Here is a 22227-nt window from a genome sequence, read left to right on the forward strand (position 1 = left end):
GTATCAACAGGCCAGGTTGCCGGAACATGGAAAGGGCCCCGCCGCATCCCGCGACGGAGCCCCTGAACCACTCAGGACGTCAGACGACCTTGGAGTTCACCTCGGCGAAGTGGCACGCCACCGGGTGCCCGTTGCCCCGGTCCACCAGCGCCGGCTCCTCGGTCGCGCAGATCTCCTGCGCCTTCCAGCACCGCGTCCGGAACCGGCAGCCGCTCGGCGGGTCCATCGGCGACGGCACGTCACCCGTCAGGATGATCCGCTCGCGCTGGCGCTCCTCCTCCGGGTTCGCCGTCGGCGCCGCCGACAGCAGCGCCTGGGTGTACGGGTGGGCCGGCCGGTCGTACAGGTCGTCACGAGGACCGGTCTCCACGACCTTGCCCAGGTACATCACCGCCACGCGGTCGGAGATGTGCCGCACCACCGACAGGTCGTGCGCGATGAACATGTACGCCAGACCCAGCGAGTCCTGCAGGTCCTCCAGCAGGTTCACCACGCCCGCCTGGACCGACACGTCGAGAGCCGACACCGGCTCGTCCAGGATGAGCAGCTTCGGCTCCAGCGCCAGCGCCCGCGCGATGCCGACACGCTGCCGCTGGCCGCCGGAGAACTCGTGCGGATAGCGGTTGCCGTGCTCAGGAGACAGGCCCACCAGCGACAGCAGCTCGGCGACCCGCTTCGGCCCGTTCTTGTCCCACCGGCCGTGCACCTTCAGCGGCTCGGCGACGATGTCGTTGACCGGCATCTTCGGGTTCAGCGACGCGTACGGGTCCTGGAAGACGATCTGCATGTCCTGCCGTACGGCCTGCATCTGCTTGTTCGACAGCGAGGTGAGCTCCTTGCCGCCGAACTTCACCGAACCCGAGGTCGGCTTGTGCAGCTGCAGGATGGCCCGGCCGGTGGTCGACTTGCCGCAGCCGGACTCGCCCACCACGCCGAGGGTCTCACCCTTGTCGACGTGCAGCGACACGCCGCTGACCGCCTGCACGTGCGAGACGACGCGGCGCATGAGGCCGGTCCCCCTGACGGGGAAGTTCATGACGAGGTCGGTCACCTCGAGCAGTTTCTCGGTCATGAGGTGGTCTCGCTGTTCGTGCGGAAGATGGCGGTCGGATCCGCCTTCTCTGCCAGTTTGGGCCAGTGGTGGCACGCGGCGTAATGCGCGCCGCTGTCCGTCTCCTCGAGGACCGGCTCCGACGCCGTGCACTCGGCCGTCGCCATGGGGCAGCGCGGCGAGAACGGGCATCCGGACGGCAGGTTGATCAGCGAGGGCGGGGTGCCCTTGATCGGCCGCAGCCGGTCGCCCGAGGCCTCCAGCGAGGGGATGGAGCCCAGCAGGCCCGCCGTGTACGGCATGCGCGGCGTGTTGAAGACCGGGTCGACGTCGCCGATCTCGACCGGCTTGCCCGCGTACATGACCAGCACCCGGTGCGCCATGCCCGCGATGACGCCCAGGTCGTGCGTGATGAGCACGACCGCGGCGTCGACGGCGTCCTTGACCTCGAGCAGCTTCTCCAGGATCTGCGCCTGCACGGTCACGTCGAGCGCCGTGGTCGGCTCGTCGGCGATGATCACGTCGGGGTTGTTGATGATCGCCATGGCGATCATCGCCCGCTGCCGCATGCCGCCGGAGAACTCGTGCGGGTAGGACTTCAGCCTGGCCGCCGCCTGCGGGATGCCGACCAGGTCGAGCATCTCCTTGGCCCGGGCCTGGGCCTGCTTGTACGGCACCAGCTCGTGCGCCAGCACCGCCTCGGCGAGCTGGTCGCCGATGGTGTGGACCGGGTTGAGCGCCGTCATCGGGTCCTGGAAGACCATCGCGATCTTCCTGCCGCGCAGGCTCCGCCGCTTGCGCTCCGGCATCTTGAGGATGTCGTCACCGCGGTAGGAGATGCTGCCGGTGATCCTGGCGCTCTTGGGCAGCAGGCCCATGACCGCCATCGAGGAGACCGACTTGCCCGAGCCCGACTCGCCGACGATGCCGAGCACCTCACGCTCGTGCACCGCGTAGGACACGCCGCGCACGGCCTTGACCAGGCCGTCGTCGGTGGGGAAGCTCACCTGGAGATTGTCGACCCTGAGCACCTCGGTCGTGCCGGGGCGCGTGGCCTCGGACAGGCGCTTGGCGATGTGTACGGAGCTCATCAGTCGCGCACCCTGTTCTGTCGGGGATCGAAGGCGTCACGCAGGCCGTCACCGATGAAGTTGACCGACAGCGCGATCGCGATGATGAACAGGCCTGGCCACCAGAACAGCCACGGCCGGGTGAGCATCGCGCTCTTGTAGTCGCTGATCAGCAGGCCGAGCGAGGTGTCGGGGCTCTTGACGCCGAAGCCGAGGAAGGAGAGGGCGGTCTCCAGCAGGATGCCGGCGGAGATCGCGAGCGTGGCCGAGACGATGATCACGCCCAGTGTGTTCGGCAGGATGTGCCGGAAGATGATGCGGAAGGAGGAGGTGCCGATCGCCCTCGCCGCCTCCACGAACTCCTTCTCGCGCAGCGAGAGGAACTCGCCGCGCACCAGGCGCGTGACGCTGGTCCAGGTGGTCAGTCCGAGGAACAGGGCCATGAAGTAGGGGCCCATGTTGCCCGTCGCGCTGCCGACGACCGCGGCGATCACCAGCACCGGGATGGTGATCATGATGTCGGTGAAGCGCATGATGACCGACTCGACCTTGCCCCGGAAGAATCCGGCGGCGGCGCCCAGCACGGTGCCGACGACCGTGGAGACCAGGCCGATGGTCAGCGCGACGATGATGGAGATCTGCGCGCCCCGCATGGTCAGCGCGAAGTAGTCCTTGCCGATGTTGTCCTGGCCGAAGGGGTGCTCGCCCAGGTGGATGCCCGCGCCGCCGAGGAACTCGGGGATGAGGCTGAGCGTCGGGCGGCCCCTGTCGACCACGGTGCCCGAACCCGTCCACGGCTTGTCCCACCAGCCGGGGATCGGGCCGAAGCCGATCGAGCTGAAGGCCAGCACGAACACGATGCCGAACAGGATCATGCCGACGAGGGCGCCACGGTGGCGGAAGAACCGCCGCCTGACGAGCTGGGCCTGCGTGCGGGCGACGATCGTCATGCCCTGCGCGGCGCTGGACGTGCTCTCGTCCCTGTTGATGGTCATCTCGGTCTCGGTCTTCTCTGTCATGACAACCTGATCCGCGGGTCGAGGTAGGCATAGGCGATGTCGGCCAGCATGTTCCACACGACGATCGAGGTGCCGGTGATCAGGAAGAAGCCCATGACCGGCATGGGGTCGACCTCTCTCAGCGCTTGGCTGAACAGCGCCCCCATGCCCTTCCAGCCGAAGACGGCCTCGGTGATGACCGCGCCGCTGAAGACGCCCGCGAAGTCGAGGGCGAGGATCGTGGTGATCGGGATCATGCCGTTGCGGAAGGCGTGCTTGATGACGACCGTCCGCTCGGGCAGACCCTTGGCGCGTGCCGTACGGACGTAGTCCTGGTTCATCACCTCGAGCATGCTGGCCCGGCTGTAGCGGGAGTGGCCGGCCAGGCCGACGAGGATCAGCGCCAGCGTGGGCAGCAGCAGGTGCATGCCGGAGTCGAGGGTGGTCTGCCAGAAGTTGCCCATGAAGTTCGGGGTCTCCGAGCCGATGGTGGCCACCGGACGGCCCTTGAGCGCCCGCGCGTAGCCGTCCCACGCCTCCAGCAGCCGGTCCATGAACATCATGGCGGCGACGAACAGGCCGCTGAAGACCGCCAGCGGGATCGCCTGGCGGCGCAGCAGGCCGCCCAACTGCCAGCCGATCGCCGCGCTGACCAGGCCGGCGACCACGAACAGGCCCAGCAGGGTCAGGAACGACGGAGAAACCAGCATCGGCTGCAGCGGGTAGTACAGCAGCGCGCCGACGCCCGCGGCGGCCAGCGCGGCGTACATCGGCTGCAGGTGCTCGACGCCCGCGATCAGCGCCGTCACGCCCGCGGCCGTGGCCAGGCCGACGACCAGGATGAACGGGAAGCCGAGACCGGGGTCGGCGAACCAGCGGGTCGCCGACAGCGTGAACAGGATGACGGCCGTCACGGCGAAGCCGATGCCGGCCGCGATCAGCTTGCCCTTGCGGTCGCCGTTGTAGATCGACGACCACACCAGGCCGGCGAACACCGCCACGGCCAGGATGACGGGAAGCGGAATGAACGGGTCACGCAGCCAGTCGTTGAACTCGATCGCGACGTACTGCTTCAGCAGCGTGGCGACCCAGAAAATCGGTAGCGAGAAGCAGACGAAAGCTGCGAAGGTGATCCCGTGGTCGAAGGTGCTGTACTGACGCAGCGCGGAGATGATGCCGATCGTGATACCGATCACCGCGCCGAGCACGGTGGCCACGACGACGAGCTTGAGCGTCGACTCCATGGCCGCGGAGAGCAGCGAGGAGACCGTGGTCCCCGCCTTGTTCACGCCGAGCTCGCCCTGGAAGATGCCCGCCAGCCAGGACAGGTAGCGGACAGGGATCGGCTCGTTCAGGTGCATGGCGGCGATGCGCGCCTCCATGAGCTTCGGAGCCTCGGGGGCCGAGCTCTCGCGTAGGTCGGCGAGAGGATCTCCCGACAGCGCCACCAGGAAGAACATGATGAATGTGGCGCCTAGCAACGTCAGGCTCGATATCGCGAGCCTACGTGCGATGAATACAAGCAATTCCCCGACCTCCTGCAGGTGACGGCTTCCGGTGCCACAGCGGGAGGTGGCCGGTCTCGGGCCGGAAACCGGGCCCGCCACGGTGCCTCGTGGGCGCGGCTTCGACGGGCTGACGATGTTGACGACGTGGGTGGACACCCGTGACGCGGGGCCGGTCTGAGACCGGGCCCCGCGTCAGCCGGCGGTTAAGCCGAATCTACTGGGCAGCCCACTGCTGCATGTTCCAGGTGATGGAAGCCTGGCTGGGGTTGGGCTGGATGTTCTGGAGGTTAGAGCTCCAGGCCGACAGCGCCGGCTGCGAGTACAGCGGGATCGTCGCCAGGTCGTCCCAGAGGATCTTCTCGACCTGCTGGATCAGCGGCGCGACCTTGGCCGGGTCGGTCTCGGCCAGGATCTGCTCGGCGAGCTTGTCGTACTCCTTGTTGGAGTAGCAGCCCTTGTTGTTGCCCTTGGCCGACGGGGTGCACTTCGTGGGCGTCTGGTAGGTGGAGGTCCAGCCGCTGTTCAGCGACGAACCGGCCCAACCGAACAGGGCGATGTCGAAGTTGCCGTTGGCCAGGTCACCGGCGTCGTCGAAGAACTTCTCGCTACCGGTGTCGGTGATCTGGAAGCCGACCTGGTCGCAGGAGGCCTTGATCAGCTCGACGACCTGGGTGCGGCGCGGGTTCGGCTGGTTGTAGCCGATGTTGACCTTGATCGGGGTCTTGACGCCCGAGTCGGCCACCAGCTTCTTGGCGCCCTCGAGGTCGACCTTGTCGTACTTGGTGCCGACCGCGGCGGTGACGGCCTCGGCGTAACCCGGCTGGAACGGCGCGATGTTGCGGACGTTCATCGGGGCGGCGTTCGGGTTCTGCGGCTTGATCAGGTTGTCGACGATCTGCTGACGCGGGGCGCAGAGCGCGATGGCCTGACGCAGCTTGGCGTCCTTGAACGGGCCCTTGTTGAAGTTGAAGTCCAGGTGGTCGTAGAGGAACTGCTCACCGGTCTTGACGGTGACGTTCTGCAGACCCTGCACCTGAGCCAGGACGTCCGGGTTCGACTGCGGCTCGATGATGTTCGTCTCACCGTTCTGCAGCGCCTGGACCTGCTGGTCCTGCGCGATGAAGCGGATGACGATCTTCTCGGTCTTGGCCTTCTCGCCCCAGAACTTCTCGTTGCGGGCGAGGGTGATGGACTGGCCGGGGGAGAACGAGTCGAGCACGTACTGGCCGGAGGACGGGATGAGCGCCTTGTCGGGCAGCTTGCCGTTGAAGATCCAGCCCTTGTTGAAGAACTCGGCGGCCTTCTTGAGCTTGCCGTGGTCCTCGGCCTTGATGGCGTCGAACAGCTCCTGCTCGCTGAGCCCACCCTGCTGGGCGACGATGTGCGCCGGCAGCTGGATGACGGGGGCCGCTGCCCAGTCACCGTACGACTTGGTGTAGTTCAGCGTCACCTCCTTGTCACCGATCTTGCAGTCCGGCATCTTGATCTTGTCCCACGTCGTCGTGCTGATGTAGCTGAACTCGGGGAACTTGCCGGAGGCCGCGGCGTAGGTGAGCATCACGTCGTCGCAGGCGATGGCGTTGCCGTCGGACCAGACCGCGTTCGGGTTGATGGTGTACTTCACCGTCAGCGGGTCGTCCGAGGTCTTCTCGTACGTGCCCATGTCCTTGTCCGGCGTGACGGACCCGTCGGCGCCGTAGTACCAGAAGTCCGCCAGGACCCGGTTGAGGACGATGTGGTTCTTGGAGGAGTACTCCTCAGCGGTCTGAGCGTTGTAGGAGCTGATCTCCTGCTCGAACGTGTGCGTGATCGTCGAGGCGTTCGCGGCGCCGCTGGCCGGAGCGGAGGCGCCGGCCGACGGGTCCGCGGCGGGCGCGTTGTCGGTAGCGCCGCAGGCCGTCAGCAGGATCGCTGCTCCCGTCGCCGCTGCCAGGAACCTTCCGGCCCTGCGTGCAGATGACACGGACTTACTCCTTGGGGGTTGAAACTTCGCAGCCAGTCTTGCGGAAAATGAAGCATTACTCCGTAGACGGAGGTAAGGGGTCACAGCAGAGTGTTGCAGACCTGATGCCGTCAAAGGCATGTTCCGTAACAAAGCTGGGGCGAATAGGTGCAAATCACCACATATTCGTTACCCACGGTGATCGGAGAGGGGGAGAGCGTTCTCTGGTCGTCCACAGCCCTCCTGACCGTCCACAGAATCCCGTTCGCCGCAGCTCGTCAAGCCGCAATTCTCCATCCTGAGATCCCCACCCCCCAACCCGGGAGGAACCTCGATGGAGCATTCCCCAGCAGTCACTGTGGTACACGAGCGTCACACCCCTCAGGCGCACGATTCCCGGGAGTGCCGCGCGCCGGCCCGGCCCGCGGCCGCCACGGTGGTCCCGACCGCGGTGGGCCGTTCCTGCCGCGTGGGTGCGTCTCCGCTGCTGGAGGGCCCGGAAGACCGCTCGCGGGAGGGGCCCTCCGCCCGGTTGGAGTGACCGGCTCCCCTGCCGGGCCTTGATGCGGCCTGCCTCTTGGGGGTGCCGTCGAGCCACCAGGGGGATGACCCGCCGGGTGCCTGTGTGGGGATTTCGTGGGGTGGCCGGCTGAGCAACTGGTCGGTCAGCCCGGCGGGTGTCGGTGTGAGGATGCCGTGGGGTGACCGGTGGGAAGGCTGGTTGGCCGGCCCTGCGGGCGCCTGCGTGGGATGCTGTGGGGTGGCCGGTGGGAAGGCTGGTTGGCCGGCCTGATGGGCGTCTGTGTGGGGATCTCGTGGGGTCGCCGGCCCGGCGGCTGGTTGGACCGCCCGGCAAACGTGTGTGGGGATCTCGTGGGGTCGCCGGCCGGGCGGCTGGTTGGACCGCCCGGCAGACGTCCGGGCGGCGATTCCGACGGGTGGCGCGCTGGACGACCGCGGACCCGACCCTCTCGGTCCATCCCGCTGGTCGCGCGGCCTCGGCGCAGGTCCGAGCCATCGCCATGGCCCCGGGCAGGCGCGCGGCGGGCTCGCCGCGTCACGGCCGGTCATGCCATCCGGCCTTGGTGTGGCGATCGAACGGCTCCTCCCGCCGCGTGGGCGGGGCGAGTCAGGGGGGCCGTCACCGGAGTCGCGCTCCTGCCGTTTCCGCGAGCCGCGCCGGACGGTTGCACCTCGCCAGCGGGGACGCACAATCGCATGATCCCCGAGAACATCCGGACTGGCTTCGCCAACGGGGACGCACAGCCGCATGATCGCCGAAAACGACCGGACTCGCTTCGCCAGCGGGGACGCGTGGTCGCATGATCCCCGGAAACGGCCGGACATGCGGCGTTTCCGCAGGTCGTGGTCATTCACCCGGCCTGGACATCCGAGCTCGAAGGCCGATGACCGGAAACCCCTGCCAAATCCGGAGTTATGTGGATGTTACGGGCTGGTACCCTGATCACGGACGTACATGATCCTTATCGCACGGGGTCCTCGCGAGGGAGGCACGCGATGCGGCGGCGCAGCGTTCACGGGCACGCATGCCCGACGGCGCGATGTCCCAGTCCGGCGTCATCTCATCCGCCTTCTCGTCGATTCATCTCGGTAACCGCGAGAATCACCTCAGTAACCGAGAAGCGCCGACCGGCGAGCCAGGGGTGACTGAATGAGCGAGAACGCTCCCCTGGGTATTGATGTGAACACGCCCAATGTCGCGCGAATCTACGACTACATGCTCGGTGGCAAGGACAACTTCGCCGCCGACAGGGAAGCGGCCGAGCAGATAATCAAGGCGTTCCCCGAATCGAGGGAGGGCGTGAAGCTCAACCGCGAGTTCCTCGGCAACGCCGTTCGCCATCTCGCGGCAGAGGCGGGGATCAGTCAGTTCATCGACATCGGCGCCGGGCTGCCCACCCAGAGCACCGTGCACCAGGTCGCCCACGGCGTGAACCCGGAGGCGCGGGCCGTCTACGTCGACAACGACCCGATCGTGTGCGTGCACGGCCGTGCCCTGCTCGCCAACTCGCCCACGGTCGCCATGGTCGAGGGCGACCTGCGCAGGCCGGAGGAGATCTGGTCCCGCGCGCTGGAGACCGGGCTGATCGACGTCGGCCAACCCGTGGGAGTACTGCTCGTCGCCGTCCTCCACTTCCTGGAGGACCCGTACGAGGAGGTCGCCAAGCTCAGGGAGTTGATGGCGCCCGGCAGCCACTTGGTGATCACGCATCTGTCCATGCGGGACGAACGTAGCGACGACACCGAGACCGTACGGCAGGTCTACTCGAAGGCGAGCTCGGGCGTGGTGCCCCGAAGCCTCGACGACATCAGGCGGTTCTTCGGCGACTTCGAGCTGCTCGACTCGGGGAAGTTCATCTCCGCCCATCTGCTGCGCCGGTTCTCGATCCTGGGCTGGGCCGGCATCGGCCGCAAACCCTGAACGGCCCACGCTCCTGAACGACCAGTGCTCGCCAGCGGCCGGAGCCCTGACCGGCATCTGGCTTTGACCGGCTTCTGGCCCTGACCGGCCGGAGCCCTGACGGCCATGAGCTCCGAACCGCCGGAGCCTCTCACGGCCGCCAGCTCTGACCGGCCGCCAGTTCTGACCGGCCGACAGCTTTGAACGGCTGGCAGCTCTGACCGGCCGCCAGCTCTGAACGGCGAGCAGCTCTGAACGGCCAGTGTTCGGACATGTCCGTCCAGGTCTCCGGCTCCGGCCGGCCTCAGCCTGGTTCGCCATCGCCCCGGTCTGCGCGACCAGCTCGGTTTGTCGTCGCCCACTCTCGGCCGGTTCGTTTCGGTCCAGCTCCGCGTGCTCTCGGCCGGTTCGTCGGGCTCGCCTTCGTGCGGTCGCGGCGTTCGTTCGGATCCCCTTCGCTGGTCTCGGCCGGTCCGCTCAGGCCGCCTCAGCGTTAGCCTGTGCGGCCTGGTGGTGCGGCTTCCACGCGAGGCTCGACGTACACGATGTCGGGGAGATGACCTGCCCGGCTGCGGCCGGTTCGGTGGGGTCCCGTTGCTTGGGTCGCGGGCGGTTTGTTCGGCTCGCGTGTGCCCTGTGCCGGCCGGATCAAGCCCTCTTCGCCGGGTCCCGGATGGTTCGTGTGGGTGGGAACGATCGTGGGCGGGCCTACGTCGTAGCCGATATGACGGATTTCGCGGGGATCGACGAGCAGCTCCTGGTGACCAAGGAACGGGTGCGGCGCTTCGACCACCTCACCCGGCAGCGAGGCGCGGTCACCGGCCAGCTGTCCCAGGTACGGCAGGCGGTCGCCGACCTCCACTCCCGCCTCGCCGAGGAAGAGAATGACGTGACCCGCCTGGAGACCGGTTTCGCCGGGTTCCTCGCGAAGCTGGTCGGCTCGAAGGAGGAACGGCTCACCCAGGAGAGGGCGGAGGCGGAAGCCGTACGTCAGCGGCTGGACGGCCAGCGCGCCCGGGTGTCCTCGCTCGAGGCCGACCTCGCAGCCATCGACGGTGAGCTGGCCCGGCTCGGCACGGTCCGCGACGAGTACGCGAGGCTGCTCGCCGAGAAGGAACGGCTGCTGATCGACTCGGGCGACCCGCGCGGCCGGGAGCTGGCAGACCTGGCGGAACGGCTCGGCGACCGGGCCGCCGACCTGCGCGAGCACGACGAAGCGCACAAGGCGGGGGTCGCCGCGGGGCGGGAACTCGCCTACGTGCTCGACCGGCTCGGCAGCGCGCGTGGAGCGTCGCAGTGGGACATGCTCGGCGGCGGCTACATGGCGGACGCGGTCGAACGCAGGCGGCTGGAGGAGGCGGACCAGGCGGCGTGGCAGGCGCAGCGGGCACTGGACGTCTTCTCCAGGGAACTGGCCGACATCGGGGTGGCCGCCAGTCCTCGGTTGCCCGAGGTCGACACGCGGTGGTTCGTGGACACCTTCTTCGACAACATCATCACCGACGTACTGAAGCACCAGCGGATCAACGGCACGCGCGACACGGTGGCGGAGGTGGCGCAATGGGCCGGGGCGACGGTGGAGGCCATCGCCCGCCGGAGCGCCGAGCTGACCGCCGAACGTACCGCCCTCCTGGCCCGCCGCGACGAACTGCTCGCCCCCTGACGGAAGTACCACCGGCCTCAACAGGGTCGACAAACCCCCCACACCGACGCACACTCCCCGGTGCCGGGGTGCCGGGGTGCCGGGGTGCCGGGGTGCCGGGGTGCCGGGGTGCCGGGAGAGAGTGGCTGAGGGGCTGAGAGCTCAGGTGGTGGGGAGGGTGCGGGCGACCTCGTGCGCTTCCTTCACCGCTGCCGGAATGTCCAGGACGGGGAAGATCGTGTGCCGGATCACCCGCTGCCCGTCCACCACAAGGATGAGCCGCTTGAGCCGTACCGTCTGCCCCGCCCTGAACGTCGGCAGCCGCAGGGCCGCCGCCAGCCGCAACTCGGTGTCCGACAGCAGCGGGAACGGGATCCCCTCCAGTTCCGCGAAGACCGCCTGCTCGTCGGGACGCTGCGTGCTCACCCCCCGAATCGCGATCCCGTCGCCCGCGAACGCGGCGGCGTGGTCCCTGAACAGCCGGTTCTCCAGGGTGCAGCCCACCGCCCCCGGCACCTCGTTCCACGCGGGCGGCAGCGGCGACGGCACGCCGGTGGCCGGGTAGGTGAACAGCACCGTGGGACCGTCCACCAGCTCGACGGGGCCGGAGGCGCTCGGCAGTTCCACCGGCGCCGGGATCGCGGTCCCGGCCAGCGCCCGCACCCGCTGGGCCTCCGGGCTGCCGGGCGGTGCCACCCCGGTCAGCGTGCCGTCCCCGGCGAGCCAGCGGTCGCCCCAGTCCTGCAGGGAGATCAGCACCGGAGCGAGGGCCCATCCCACGTCGGTGAGCACGTACTCGTGCCGGACCGGCCCCGACTGGTACGGCCTGCGCTCCAGCACCCCGCGCTCGACCAGGTGCCGCAGCCGTTCGGTGAGGACCTTGCGGGAGATGCCCAGCTCGACCAGCAGTTCCTCGAAGCGCCGGCGCCCCCGCGTGGCCTCGCGCACGATCAGCAGGCTCCACCAGTCGCCGACCACGGACGCGGCCTGCGCGATCGAGCAGGGGATGTCCTGTCCGCGAAGGTCTCGGTTCATGTCCTCACTGTACGCCGGGCGAGTCTCTAAAGGAGACTGAGAATGCGCACCAGCGCGCTCTCCAGCGTGCCCGCCGGGTCGAGGTCGGGGCCGGCGCTGCGCCAGGCGACGTACCCGTCGGGGCGCACGAGGACCGCGCCGGCCTTGCCCACGCCGTACCGCTCCAGCCACTGTCCCCCGACGTCCAGCAGTTCGCCGCCGATGCGGTGCGGCGCCAGGCGCACGCCGAGCTGGTCCCTGACGGCGCGGCCGGCGTCCACCCAGCTCTGCCCGTACGGCCCGGCGAGCAGCACGAACCCCGACCCGAACAGGTCGAGCGTCGAGATCGTGCGCCCGTCCCAGTCGAGGACGACGTGCGGGGCTCGACCGCCGGGTCGGCCCGTGGCGACGCGCGGGTCCTCCAGCAGCGAGCCGTCGTCGTCCGGCTCCGACAGGATCGCGGCGGAGTGGTACCGGCACCCGAGGATGGCGGCGAAAGGGTCCTCGAGCGGCTCGGGGTAGTCGACCCGCTCCGCCGGCGGCATGCGGAAGCCGAGGTTGGCCAGCTGGGCGTCGGCGACCAGCTCGCCGACCGGACGGCGTTCGGCGTCGTAGGAGTCGAGGAAGGCGGGGTCGGCCTGGCCCGAGACGACCAGCCAGAGCCGCCAGGCGATGTCGCAGCCGTCCTGCAGCGCGGTGCTTCCGCCCTGCCCGCCGGTCGGCGGCATGGTGTGGGCGGCGTCGCCGGCCAGGAACACCCGCCCCACACGGTAGGTGTCGGCCAGGACGTGGCCGATGGCGAACGACGTGGTGTCCAGGACGGTGACGTCGAGGTCGGGCACGCCGACGCCGAGCCGTACCATCTCGACGTCGTCGAAGCCGGGCTCCTCGCCGTCGTAGTTGACGCCGAGCACGTGGGCGCCGACGCCGGTCCCGGTGATGAGCGCGCCGGTGAAGGTGGTGTTCTGCAGGAACCAGAGGGTGACCTCGCGCTCGTTGACCAGGGCGGTGAGGTCGGCGTCGAACATGATCGCGCGCATGTGGCCGAGCACCCCCTTGCCCGAGGTGGTGACGCCGAGCGCGGCCCTGATCGGGCTGCGGTAGCCGTCGGCGGCGATGACGTAGTCGGCCCGCACGGTCGTCTCGACGCCGTCGGCGCGGAGCAGGGCGGTCACGCCGTCCTCGTCCTGCTCGAGCGACACCAGTTCGGTGGAGAAGCGCAGGTCGGCGCCCAGTTCTTCGGCCTTGCGGCGCAGGATCCGCTCGACCTCGGCCTGGGGGGCGCCCAGGTCGGGCGCGGGTGACAGGTGCCGGGGGAAGGGCGTGGTGCTGGTGTCGAGGATGATGTTGGCGTCGGGGTCGGTGAGACTGGCCGCGATCGCGATGCGCATGCTCTCGCCGATGCCCTGCCAGATACCCCGGAGCTCTTCCTCCAGGCCGGAAACGGGGCGTAGCAGCTCGACGGCGCGCGTGCTGACGCCGAACGCCTTGGGCTGGATCGAGGTGCTCGCGTGCCGCTCGACCAGCATGACGGGGACGCCCCGCCAGGCCAGCATGGTCGCGGCGCTGAGGCCCGCGTAGCCGCCGCCGACGATCAGTACGGGTACTCGCATCGTTCGCTCCTTCGAGACATATCGCGTATCGTCAAGATATGACGCGACTTCTCGATCGTCAAGATATATCTCGAGTTGCTCGACTCATCGGCTTCGGGTCGGGGTTCCGGCTTTGGGTTCGCTCCGTACGGCTCCCGCACGGGCGTCGCACCCCCTGAGCGGTTATCGCCGCGGCAGCGCGGGCTCAGCAGTCAGCGGGGCCTCGCCACGCCCGTCATATCTTCGTGACGACGCGGCAGCGCCCAGCGCGGGTCCAGTCCGCCACCTGGGCTGCGCATCGCAGGCGCCCGAGAGCGGGCCACCTCGATCGGAGTGTCCGGCGTGCCTGCTCCGGCGCGGGTGGTGCGCGATCAGTCGCGCAGGTGCTGCTCCAGCCGTTCGACCTTGCTCGTCATACCGTCGGTGACGCCCGGACGGACGTCCGCCTTCAGCACCAGGCTGACCCGGGGAGCGACCTCGCCCACGGCCTCGACGGCCCGCTTCACCACGTCCATCACCTCGTCCCACTCGCCCTCGACGGTGGTGAACATGGCGTCGGTCCGGTTGGGGAGCCCGCTGTCGCGGACCACCTTGACCGCGCGCGCCACCGGCTCCGAGACTCCCTCGCCGACCCCGAGCGGCGTGATGGAGAATGCAACGATCATGACTCGATCCTAGCCGCGAGAAACCACCATGCCACCGAGCCGGCTCGCGCTTCGCGCGCGCACCAGCCAGACCGATCGGCTCGGGCTGCGTTTCCGCATCGGGTGCTCGATCGGTTCGGGCTGCGCTTGCGCGCCGGGTGACCGATCAGCTCGGGCCGCTTGTCTACCGGGTGACCGATCGGCTCGGGCCGCGTTCGGGCGCCGGGCTGCCGGGTGACCGATCGGCTCGGGCCGCGTTCGGGCGCCGGGCTGCCGGGTGACCGATCGGCTCGGGCCACGTTCGGGCGTCGGCCTGCCGGGCGGCCCCGCGCTGCTCTTCCGTGCCGGGCTGCCGGCTTGCTGCGCTTTCCTCGCCCGGCTGCCGGTCGGTTCGCGGTGCGCGACGTTTCCGGTTTACTCAGACGGTTTGGTTGTCGGGCTGTCCGCCGGGCCGGCGCGTCGGCGTCGCGGTCCCGTGGGAGCCGCGTCCCCCGCCGCGCATGCCGGAGGAGTGCCCTTCCCGGGGAAGGGCCGTGGGTGGGAGCGGTGGCTCCCACCCCTGAGCCTCAGTGGTCGTGACCTTCGTGGTCATCCTCGTCCTCGTCGCTGGGCCCCTCGGAGGGCTCAACGCCCAGAACGGCCTCGCGCGGCTCGACCTCCTGGATGTGGTCGATCAGCGACAGGACATGGTCGGGCTCGATAAGCCACTGCAGCGCGGTCGCGCCCGTCTCGTCGGAGCTGACCAGCTCCGCCTGCTCCTTGCGCTCGTCCTCGTCGAGGTCGGCGTCAGGGTGCCGGATCTCGGCGAGGGCGGCCGCCTGCAGGGCGGCGACGTCCAGCACCTCGACGGTCAGCTCGACCGTGAGGCGGAGGAACTTTTCTTCATCACTCATGGCAGAAGAGCCTAGGGCAGCTTCCACTCCACGGGCGTCGCGCCTTGCTGGACGAGCAGCTCATTGGCCCGGCTGAAGGGGCGCGAGCCGAAGAAACCGCTGCGGGCCGACAGGGGCGACGGGTGGGCGGACTCGATGCGCGGTACCTGTCCGAGCATGGGCGCGAGGTTGCGGGCGTCGCGGCCCCACAGGATCGCCACCATCGGCTTGTCACGCGCGACCAGCGCGTGGATGGCCTGCTCGGTCACCTCTTCCCAACCCTTGCCGCGGTGGGAGGCCGGCTTGCCCGGCATGACGGTCAACACCCTGTTGAGCAGCAGGACGCCCTGCTCGGCCCATGGGGTCAGGTCACCGTTGGACGGCATCGGCAGGCCGAGGTCGGTCTCCATCTCCTTGTAGATGTTGCGCAGGCTGCCGGGCAGCGGGCGCACGTCGGGGGCCACGGAGAAGGACAGCCCCACGGGGTGCCCTGGCGTGGGGTAGGGGTCCTGGCCCACGATCAGCACCTTGACCTCGTCGAAGGGCTGGTTGAAGGCTCGCAGGACGTGGGAACCGGAGGGAAGGTACTGCCTGCCCTCGGCGATCTCGTTGCGGAGGAAATCTCCCATGTCCGAGATGCGCTGGGCGACGGGCTCGAGAGCGCTGGCCCATCCAGGTTCGACTACTTCGTGTAGGGGACGACCGACCATGGACATGCACCCTACCGATCAGCTCCGACAAACCGCAGGCCGTACCGAAAAGATCACAAAGCGGGCTTGCCCGGTGTGTACAGCCAGGTATCGAACAGGGTGTCGAGCTGCTTGCCGGAGATTCGTTCCGACAGGGCGACGAAGTCGGCGGTGGTGGCGTTGCCGTACTTGTGGTCGGTGACCCAGGTGCGCAGGATCCTGAAGAACGTCTGGTCGCCGACCGCCTTGCGCAGGACCTGGAGGGTCATCGCGCCGCGCACGTAGACGGCGTTGTGGAAGAGGTGCTTGGGGCCGCCGGGGTCGGCGGGCGGAATCTTCCAGAACGGGTCCTCGGCGGGCTTGGCGTAGGCGTCGGCGAAGGCGGACGACAGGCGGACGGTGCCGAGCTTGTCGGCCCACATCCATTCGGCGTAGGTGGCGAAGCCCTCGTTGAGCCAGATGTCCTTCCAGCGGGTGGGGGTGACGGCGTCGCCGAACCACTGGTGGGCCAGCTCGTGCGAGAGCAGGACGTCGTCGGGGACGTTCGGGTAGACGGGCCTGGTCTGCGCCTCCAGCGCGTAGCCGACGGTGGGAGCGTTGTCGGCGATGGCGCCGGTGGTGGAGAACGGGTAGGGGCCGAACATCCGGCTGAAATAGGCGAGCAGGGGACCGTGCCGTTGGGCCAGGCGCTTGCCGGCGTTCCCGAGCGCGGGATCGACGGCCACGATCGTGCGCAGGCCGTTCACCTTGGTGTCGGTGACGGTGAAGGCGCCGATGGTGACGGTCGCCAGGTAGCTGGCCATGGGCTCCTTGGCGGACCAGACGTAGGTCGTCTTGCCCATCGCGGCGTTCTTGGAGACCAGTTCGCCGTTGGCCACCGCGACGCGGTCGTTCGGCACGGTCACCCTGAACCGGTAGCCGGCCTTGTCGGTCATGTGGTGGTTGCCGGGGTACCAGCTCATGGCCCCCTGGGGCTGGTTGGCGTTGAACACGCCGTCCGGGGTGCGCACCCAGCCTTCCTTGGAGCCGTCGGGGTCGACGACGTAGGTGGGCCGGCCGTTGTAGGTCACCGCGACGGTGAACGCCTTCCCCTTGGCGATGCCGGCGGCCGGCGTGACGACCACCTCGTCGTTCCTGCGGGTGAACCGCGCGGCCGTCCCGTCGACGGTGACGGAGGAGACGGTCATGGTCCTGACCAGGTCGAGGTTGAACCGGCTGAGCGCCTGGGTGCTGCGCGCGCCGATCGTCGCCGTGCCCTGCAGGACGCGGGTGCGGGGGTCGTAGTCGAGCGCCAGGTCGTAGTGGCGGGCGTCGTAGCCGCCGTTGCCCTGCGCCGGGAAGTACGGGTCGCCCGCGCCCGGGGCGCCGGGGGAGTCGGCCACGGCGGAGGCGTGCGGAAGGGCGATGACTGTGAAGGCGGCCACGGCGAGAAGACGCTTCATAGAGCGATTCTCGCGCACGCGCACCGCCCGCTCGGAGCGCATGCCCACCGCCCGCCGCCCGCCGGGAGTGGCGCGCCTCTGTTCCAGGCGGAAACCAGGGCCCATTCCAGGCGGAAGCCAGGGCCCCATTCCAGGCGGGATGCCAGAAAGCGCCCCCGTTCCGGGAGCGCGTCGCCAACCCCGGCAGCGCCCGCCCGCAGCGCGCGCCGCCCTCCCGGAGCACGCGGGCCGAGCGCTGCCAGGAGCGCGCGGGGCCGGAGGCCGCCCGCCGGTGGCGAGCGGCGCCGGCCGAGTGATCCACGGGCGCCCGCCGCCCCGAGCCAGGCGGGCGCCCGTGGATCAGTGCAGGTGGCTCACTTCACCGAGCCGGCCATCATGCCCTGCACGAAGTACCGCTGGAAGGCGAAGAACAGCACCAGCGGGATGATCAGCGACAGGAACGCGCCCGGCGCGATGATGTCGACGTTGGTGCCGAACTGCCGCATCTGCGACTGCAGCGCCTTGGTCATCGGCTGGGACGCGGTGTCCGCGAAGACCAGGGCGATGAGCAGGTCGTTCCACACCCACAGGAACTGGAAGATCCCCAGCGAGGCGATCGCGGGCTTGCCCAGGGGGAACACCACGGTCGAGAAGATCTTCCACTCCGACGCGCCGTCCATCCTGGCCGCCTCCAGAAGCGAGGAGGGGATGCCGACGAAGAAGTTGCGGAGCAGGAAGATCGCGAACGGCAGTCCGAACGCGACGTGGAACAGCACCACGCCGGGGATCGTGCCGAAGATGCCGACCTGGCCGTAGAGGGTGGCGATCGGGATCAGCGCGATCTGGATGGGCACGATCAGCAGGCCGACGACGACCAGGAAGAGCGTGTCGCGGCCGGGGAACTCGATCCAGGCGAAGGCGTAGGCCGCCATCGCCGCGATGCCGATCACCAGCACCGTGGTCGGCACGGTGATCAGCACCGTGTTCCAGAAGGAGGCGGTGAAGCCGCTGGCCAGCAGGTTGGTGTAGCTGCTGATCGTCAGCTCCGCCGGCTTGGTGAAGATCGTCCACCAGCCCTCGGAGTTGTTCACCGTCTCGTCGCGCAGCGACACCACCAGCAGGCCGAGGGTCGGGATCAGCCAGAACAGCCCGATGAGGATCATCACGACCTGGACCGCGCCGCTGCCGAGGCGGTCGACGAGCCTGCCGATGGGGCCTCGCCGTACGGCTCCCGCGTGAACGTGAGCCATCACTGCTCCCTCCTGAACCGGCGGATGTTCATGATCATGAACGGCAGGACCAGGATGAGCAGGAAGATCGCGAGTGCGCTGCCCAGCCCCTGGTTGTTGCCGCCGCCGAAGGAGACTCGCCACATCTCCAGCGCGATCACGTTCGCGTTCGGCTGCACCGATCCCGGCGCGATGATGAAGACCAGGTCGAAGACCTTCAAGGTATTGATGATCATCGTGACGAACACGACGAGAAGCACGGGCGACAGCAGCGGCACGGTGATCTTCCTGAAGACCTGCCACTCGGTCGCGCCGTCGATGCGGGCCGCCTCCAGCGCGTCACGCGGGATGCCCGCCAGGCCCGCGGCGATCAGCACCATCGCGAAGCCCGCCCACACCCAGACGAACGCGCCGATGATGGCGGGCGTGATCAGGGTCGGGCCGAGCCAGGTCAGGCCGTTGAACGGCGCCTCGAAGTTCGACTGCGGCAGCCGTACGGTGTAGGAGCCGGGTGCCAGGCCCGCGAAGGTGAAGGTGCCGTCGGGTCCGGTGGTGGCGGTGGCCGCGACGGAGTCGCCGCTGACCGCCTCCACGGTCACCCCTGGCAGGCCCTTCTCGCTGCCGTCGACCTGGCCGGCCTTGCCGCCGCCGCCGGGCGTGAAGTCCAGCCAGACGGTGCCGCTCAGCCCCTGTCCCGAGGCCGCCGCGGCGGGCTTGGCGTCGGCGGGCACCGCCTCCGGCTTGAGCCCGACCAGCGGGATCAGCACCGGCTGGCCCGCCTGGGCGGGCTGCTTGGTGACGACGGCGCCGTCCTGCTCGGCCACGGGCGAGGCGTCGTTCTCCCTCGGTCGCGCTCCCTCCAGGCCGCCCCCGCTGGAGAACACGCTCGAGACCGTCGACATGAGCGCGTTGGCCACGCCGCGGTCCGGGTCCTCCTCGTAGACCAGGCGGAAGATGACGCCGGCGGCCATCAGCGAGACGGCCATCGGCATGAACACGATGAGCTTGAAGGCGGTGGCCCACTTGATGCGCTCGGTGAGGACGGCGAAGATCAGGCCCAGGGTGGTGACCACGATCGGGCCCACCACCACCCAGATCAGGTTGTTCCTGATCGTGGTGAGCGTGCCGGAGTCGGTGAAGATGGTGCCGAAGTTCTGCAGCCCGACGAACTGGGTGCCGGTGGCGTCGTAGAGGCTGCGGAAGATCGAGTAGACGATCGGGTAGATGACCCAGATGCCCAGCAGGAGCATCGCGGGAAGGACGAAGAACCAGGCCACGATGGCCGAGGGGCCCAGCTTGCCGCGGCCGGGCTTGGCGGCGGCAGGGCGGCTGCTCGTCTCGGTGGCGGTGGCGGCGCGTGCGGTCGCGCCGGCGCCGGCGGGATCGGGGTTCTCGGTGGGGGAGGTGCCCGACTCCGTCTGGGGGGTGGGTTCTGGCCCGGGGGTGGACCCGCGCGACGTGGTGTCGCGCGGGCCGGTCGGGCCGTTCAACCGGTCGGTCACGGCCTCGCCCCTTTACTTCCAGGCCTTGGCGGCCTCGGTCTCAAGGGCCTTGGCGGCGGCCTTGGCGTCCGCGGGGTTGCGCAGGAAGTCCTGAAGGACCTTCCACTCGCCCTTGCCGTCGGTGCCGCCGAAGGCGCTCGGCGCGAGGTCGGACATGTCGTACCGGACGCTCTCACCGGCGGAGATGATCGTCTGCGCCAGCTGCTTGGTCATGTCGCTCGGGTAGTTGTCGGGGGAGACGTTGCGGTTCGGCGACAGGTAGCCGGGCAGCTTGGCCCACACCTCGCCGCCCTCCTTGGAGGCCAGGAACTCCAGCAGCGCCATGGCGCCGGGGGAGTCCTTCAGCGCGACCGCGATGTCACCGCCGAGCACGACCGGCGCGGTGTCGCCGACCTTCGGGAAGGGGAACACCTTGGCCGTCTCGCCGATCTTGGCGCCGGACTGGGTGGCGGAGGCGGCCACGAAGTCGGCCTCGATGACCATCGCGCCCTTGTCCTGGCCGTACACCTGGGTCACGCAGGTCGGGAAGTCGGTCTGGAGGGCGCCGCTGTTGCCGCCGACCATGTACTCCTTCTTGCCGAAGATCTGCGCCATCTTCTCCAACGCGGTCACGACGGAGGCGTCGGTCCACGGGATCTCGTGCTTGGCGAGCTGGTCGTACTTCTCCGGGCCCGCGCTCGACAGGTAGACGTTCTCGAACAGGTCGGTGAGGGTCCAGCCGGAGGCGCCGCACAGCGAGAACGGCGGGGTGCCGGAGTCGGCGATGGCCTGGGCGGTCTTCATCAGCTCGTCCCAGGTGGTTGGAGCCTGCACGCCGGCGTCGGTGAACGCGGCGTCGCGGTACCAGACGATCGACTTGTGCGCGGCCTTGACGAGCACGCCGTACACCTGGCCGTCGGCGGAGCCGAGCTCCTTCCAGTACGGGGTGTAGTTGTCGTCGATCTGCTTCTGGACCTCGGCGCTGAGGGGCTTGAGCGCCTTCTGGTCGGCGTACTGCTTCACCAGGCCGGGCTGCGGGAGGATCGCGATGTCCGGCGGGCTGCCGCCCTGGATGCGGGGGCCGAGGTAGGCGCCGGTGTCCTCACCGGTGGAGGCGTAGGTGACCTTGGCGCCGGTCTTGTCCTGGAAGGCCTTCAGCACGGTCTCGAAGTTCGTCTGCTCCTCGCCCGTCCACTTGGCGGCGACCTCGATGGTCACCCCCTCGAGGGGCTTGGCACCGGCGGCCGGGGCGGAGCTGGCCGCGCCGGTCTGCTGGGGGGTGGTCGTTGGGGCGTTGCCGCAGGCGGCGATGGCTACCGCGAGCCCCGCCAGAACAACTGCTTTGCGCATGATGCCTGACCTCGAATCACTGGGTTGCGATGATCTCGGCTAGCTCTGCCTTCATGGAGGCCGCCACGTCATCGGTTGATTGGTCGTACGGCGGGCTGAGCGCCTTGGAGACCGCGCTGGCGATCACCAGGCTCAGCTGGTCGTAGTTCGCGCTGACCGGTCGCGGCTTGGCCGCGAGGATGCTCTCCTTCAGCACGGGCAGATAGGGGAAGCGCTTGATCAGCGAAGGATCGTCATAGAGCTCGGCCCACACCGGAGGGAAGGAACCCTCGGTCAGGACGCGCCGCTCGTTCTCCAGACTGGTGAAGTACTTGATGAACTCCTGCGCGGTGTTCTGCCGCTTGGAGTAGGCGCTGATGGCCAGGTTGGCGCCGCCCAGCGAGCTCGATCCCGGTCCGTCGGGTCCGGGGAGCCTGGTCACCGCGAACTTGCCGGCCACCTTGGACTGGGTGGCGGGCCCGTACGCGTGGGGCCAGTTGCGGGCGAAGACCAGCTGGCCGTTCTGGAAGGCCAGCCTGGACTCCTCCTCCTTGTAGTTCAGCGCCTGCGGAGGTATCCATCCCTCGCGCAGGCCCTGGGTGAAGAAGTCGAGCGCCTGCTTCGCCTTGGCCTGGTCCAGGTCGGGCAGCGTCCCGCCCGCCGACTGGACCGCCTCGGCGAAGTTGACCGTCAGTCCCTCATAGGCGGCCAGCTGTCCCGCGTAGCCGCCGATGTCGTGTTTCTTGGTGATCGCAAGGGCCTGGGCGCGAAGCGCGGCCCAGGTCGTGGGCGGCTTCTTGACCAGGTCCTTGCGGTAGTAGAGCAGCCCTGCGTTGCTCGTGTACGGCACCGCCCAGAGCTTGCCCCGGTAGACCGCGGTGTCCACGACGGGCGGCAGGAACCTGTCGAGCGGGAACTGCCCGCGCTCCAGGGGGATGATCCAGCCGTTGTCGGCGAACTCCGCCGTCCACACCACATCGAGTCCGAGCACGTCGTAGCGGTCGCTCCTGGCCTGCAGGTTGGCGGCCAGCTGCGCGCGCTGCTCGTCGGCCGCTTCCGGCAGTTCGAGCAGCGTCACCTTCTGTGCCGGGTGCGCCTTGTTCCAGCGGTCCAGCAGGGGCTGCAGGTAGCCGGTGGTGTCGCGCCCGGTGGCGAAGGTGATCGGACCGTTGGGGTCCTCCCCGCCCTCTTCCGTTACCGACGCGCATCCGGCCACCAGGAGCGCGATCAGCATCACGGACATGGGGCGGAACACGTATGACCTCCACATTCCGACCGGATTACATTCGTGTTAGGTAGATGCATTCATGTTATGCACAGCGC

General features: G+C 69.0%; 17 protein-coding genes. 2 read left to right on the forward strand and 15 right to left on the reverse strand.

Annotated features, from left to right (window positions below; translation table 11 throughout):
• Positions 1–79 precede the first annotated feature (79 nt).
• From ACWENQ_RS27745 to ACWENQ_RS27765, 5 genes are all read right to left on the reverse strand, one after another.
• The gene (locus ACWENQ_RS27745; protein ID WP_449926746.1) at positions 80–1072 is read right to left on the reverse strand and encodes an ABC transporter ATP-binding protein; all 993 of its coding nucleotides are present in this window, start codon (positions 1070–1072) and stop codon (positions 80–82) included.
• Positions 1069–2142: an ABC transporter ATP-binding protein gene (locus ACWENQ_RS27750; protein WP_354911111.1), complete on the reverse strand. Its 1074-nt coding sequence runs from the start codon at positions 2140–2142 to the stop codon at positions 1069–1071. The genes ACWENQ_RS27745 and ACWENQ_RS27750 overlap by 4 nt, the downstream gene beginning before the upstream one ends.
• The gene (locus ACWENQ_RS27755) at positions 2142–3140 is read right to left on the reverse strand and encodes an ABC transporter permease (RefSeq protein ID WP_449926742.1); all 999 of its coding nucleotides are present in this window, start codon (positions 3138–3140) and stop codon (positions 2142–2144) included. The genes ACWENQ_RS27750 and ACWENQ_RS27755 overlap by 1 nt, the downstream gene beginning before the upstream one ends.
• Positions 3137–4579: an ABC transporter permease gene (locus tag ACWENQ_RS27760; protein ID WP_449926739.1), complete on the reverse strand. Its 1443-nt coding sequence runs from the start codon at positions 4577–4579 to the stop codon at positions 3137–3139. Before ACWENQ_RS27760 ends, ACWENQ_RS27755 begins: the two co-directional genes overlap by 4 nt.
• 262 nt (positions 4580–4841) lie before the next feature.
• Positions 4842–6590 carry an ABC transporter family substrate-binding protein gene (locus ACWENQ_RS27765; protein WP_449926736.1) on the reverse strand — a complete coding sequence of 583 codons (1749 nt, stop codon included), beginning with the start codon at positions 6588–6590 and terminating at the stop codon, positions 4842–4844.
• 1651 nt (positions 6591–8241) lie between these two features.
• Between ACWENQ_RS27765 and ACWENQ_RS27770 the strand changes: the two genes are divergently transcribed.
• Both ACWENQ_RS27770 and ACWENQ_RS27775 read left to right on the forward strand, forming a co-directional pair.
• Positions 8242–9012, forward strand: coding sequence for an SAM-dependent methyltransferase (locus tag ACWENQ_RS27770; RefSeq protein ID WP_452416892.1), 771 nt, complete (start codon positions 8242–8244; stop codon positions 9010–9012).
• Between the two features lie 703 nt (positions 9013–9715).
• Positions 9716–10654, forward strand: coding sequence for a hypothetical protein (locus tag ACWENQ_RS27775; RefSeq protein WP_452416893.1), 939 nt, complete (start codon positions 9716–9718; stop codon positions 10652–10654).
• Positions 10655–10795: 141 nt separating this feature from the next.
• On the opposite strand, the gene ACWENQ_RS27780 is transcribed toward ACWENQ_RS27775, so the two are convergent.
• From ACWENQ_RS27780 to ACWENQ_RS27825, 10 genes are all read right to left on the reverse strand, one after another.
• Entirely contained in the window at positions 10796–11668 is an 873-nt protein-coding gene (locus tag ACWENQ_RS27780; protein ID WP_452416895.1) for a winged helix-turn-helix transcriptional regulator, read from the reverse strand.
• A gap of 26 nt (positions 11669–11694) precedes the next feature.
• Entirely contained in the window at positions 11695–13260 is a 1566-nt protein-coding gene (locus tag ACWENQ_RS27785) for an FAD-dependent monooxygenase (RefSeq protein WP_452416897.1), read from the reverse strand.
• Positions 13261–13610: 350 nt separating this feature from the next.
• Positions 13611–13904, reverse strand: coding sequence for an MTH1187 family thiamine-binding protein (locus ACWENQ_RS27790; protein WP_449926723.1), 294 nt, complete (start codon positions 13902–13904; stop codon positions 13611–13613).
• Between the two features lie 545 nt (positions 13905–14449).
• Complete coding sequence (locus ACWENQ_RS27795; protein WP_354917124.1) at positions 14450–14776, reverse strand: hypothetical protein; 327 nt, start codon at positions 14774–14776, stop codon at positions 14450–14452.
• An 11-nt stretch (positions 14777–14787) separates the two neighbouring features.
• A complete protein-coding gene (locus ACWENQ_RS27800) occupies positions 14788–15465 on the reverse strand; it encodes a uracil-DNA glycosylase (protein WP_354917126.1) in 678 nt (225 codons plus the stop codon).
• Between the two features lie 53 nt (positions 15466–15518).
• Positions 15519–16886 carry a M1 family metallopeptidase gene (locus ACWENQ_RS27805; protein ID WP_452416899.1) on the reverse strand — a complete coding sequence of 456 codons (1368 nt, stop codon included), beginning with the start codon at positions 16884–16886 and terminating at the stop codon, positions 15519–15521.
• Between the two features lie 353 nt (positions 16887–17239).
• Positions 17240–18115, reverse strand: a complete 876-nt coding sequence (locus ACWENQ_RS27810; protein ID WP_354917132.1) for a carbohydrate ABC transporter permease — start codon at positions 18113–18115, stop codon at positions 17240–17242.
• A complete protein-coding gene (locus ACWENQ_RS27815) occupies positions 18115–19596 on the reverse strand; it encodes an ABC transporter permease subunit (protein ID WP_449926716.1) in 1482 nt (493 codons plus the stop codon). Before ACWENQ_RS27815 ends, ACWENQ_RS27810 begins: the two co-directional genes overlap by 1 nt.
• A 12-nt stretch (positions 19597–19608) precedes the next feature.
• On the reverse strand, positions 19609–20925 hold the full coding sequence (locus tag ACWENQ_RS27820; RefSeq protein WP_354917138.1) for an ABC transporter substrate-binding protein: 1317 nt from the start codon (positions 20923–20925) through the stop codon (positions 19609–19611).
• 16 nt (positions 20926–20941) lie between these two features.
• Positions 20942–22147, reverse strand: coding sequence for an ABC transporter substrate-binding protein (locus tag ACWENQ_RS27825; protein WP_452416900.1), 1206 nt, complete (start codon positions 22145–22147; stop codon positions 20942–20944).
• Positions 22148–22227 lie beyond the last annotated feature (80 nt).

The organism is Nonomuraea sp. NPDC004354 (genome assembly GCF_053602555.1).

Coding starts and splice junctions, on each gene's coding strand:
- ACWENQ_RS27745 (WP_449926746.1), bottom strand. CDS start 1,072: ATGACCGAGAAACTGCTCGAGGTGACCGACCTCGTCATGAACTTCCCC.
- ACWENQ_RS27750 (WP_354911111.1), bottom strand. CDS start 2,142: ATGAGCTCCGTACACATCGCCAAGCGCCTGTCCGAGGCCACGCGCCCC.
- ACWENQ_RS27755 (WP_449926742.1), bottom strand. CDS start 3,140: ATGACAGAGAAGACCGAGACCGAGATGACCATCAACAGGGACGAGAGC.
- ACWENQ_RS27760 (WP_449926739.1), bottom strand. CDS start 4,579: ATGTTCTTCCTGGTGGCGCTGTCGGGAGATCCTCTCGCCGACCTACGC.
- ACWENQ_RS27770 (WP_452416892.1), top strand. CDS start 8,242: ATGAGCGAGAACGCTCCCCTGGGTATTGATGTGAACACGCCCAATGTC.
- ACWENQ_RS27775 (WP_452416893.1), top strand. CDS start 9,716: ATGACGGATTTCGCGGGGATCGACGAGCAGCTCCTGGTGACCAAGGAA.
- ACWENQ_RS27780 (WP_452416895.1), bottom strand. CDS start 11,668: ATGAACCGAGACCTTCGCGGACAGGACATCCCCTGCTCGATCGCGCAG.
- ACWENQ_RS27785 (WP_452416897.1), bottom strand. CDS start 13,260: ATGCGAGTACCCGTACTGATCGTCGGCGGCGGCTACGCGGGCCTCAGC.
- ACWENQ_RS27790 (WP_449926723.1), bottom strand. CDS start 13,904: ATGATCGTTGCATTCTCCATCACGCCGCTCGGGGTCGGCGAGGGAGTC.
- ACWENQ_RS27795 (WP_354917124.1), bottom strand. CDS start 14,776: ATGAGTGATGAAGAAAAGTTCCTCCGCCTCACGGTCGAGCTGACCGTC.
- ACWENQ_RS27800 (WP_354917126.1), bottom strand. CDS start 15,465: ATGGTCGGTCGTCCCCTACACGAAGTAGTCGAACCTGGATGGGCCAGC.
- ACWENQ_RS27805 (WP_452416899.1), bottom strand. CDS start 16,886: ATGAAGCGTCTTCTCGCCGTGGCCGCCTTCACAGTCATCGCCCTTCCG.
- ACWENQ_RS27810 (WP_354917132.1), bottom strand. CDS start 18,115: ATGGCTCACGTTCACGCGGGAGCCGTACGGCGAGGCCCCATCGGCAGG.
- ACWENQ_RS27820 (WP_354917138.1), bottom strand. CDS start 20,925: ATGCGCAAAGCAGTTGTTCTGGCGGGGCTCGCGGTAGCCATCGCCGCC.
- ACWENQ_RS27825 (WP_452416900.1), bottom strand. CDS start 22,147: ATGTCCGTGATGCTGATCGCGCTCCTGGTGGCCGGATGCGCGTCGGTA.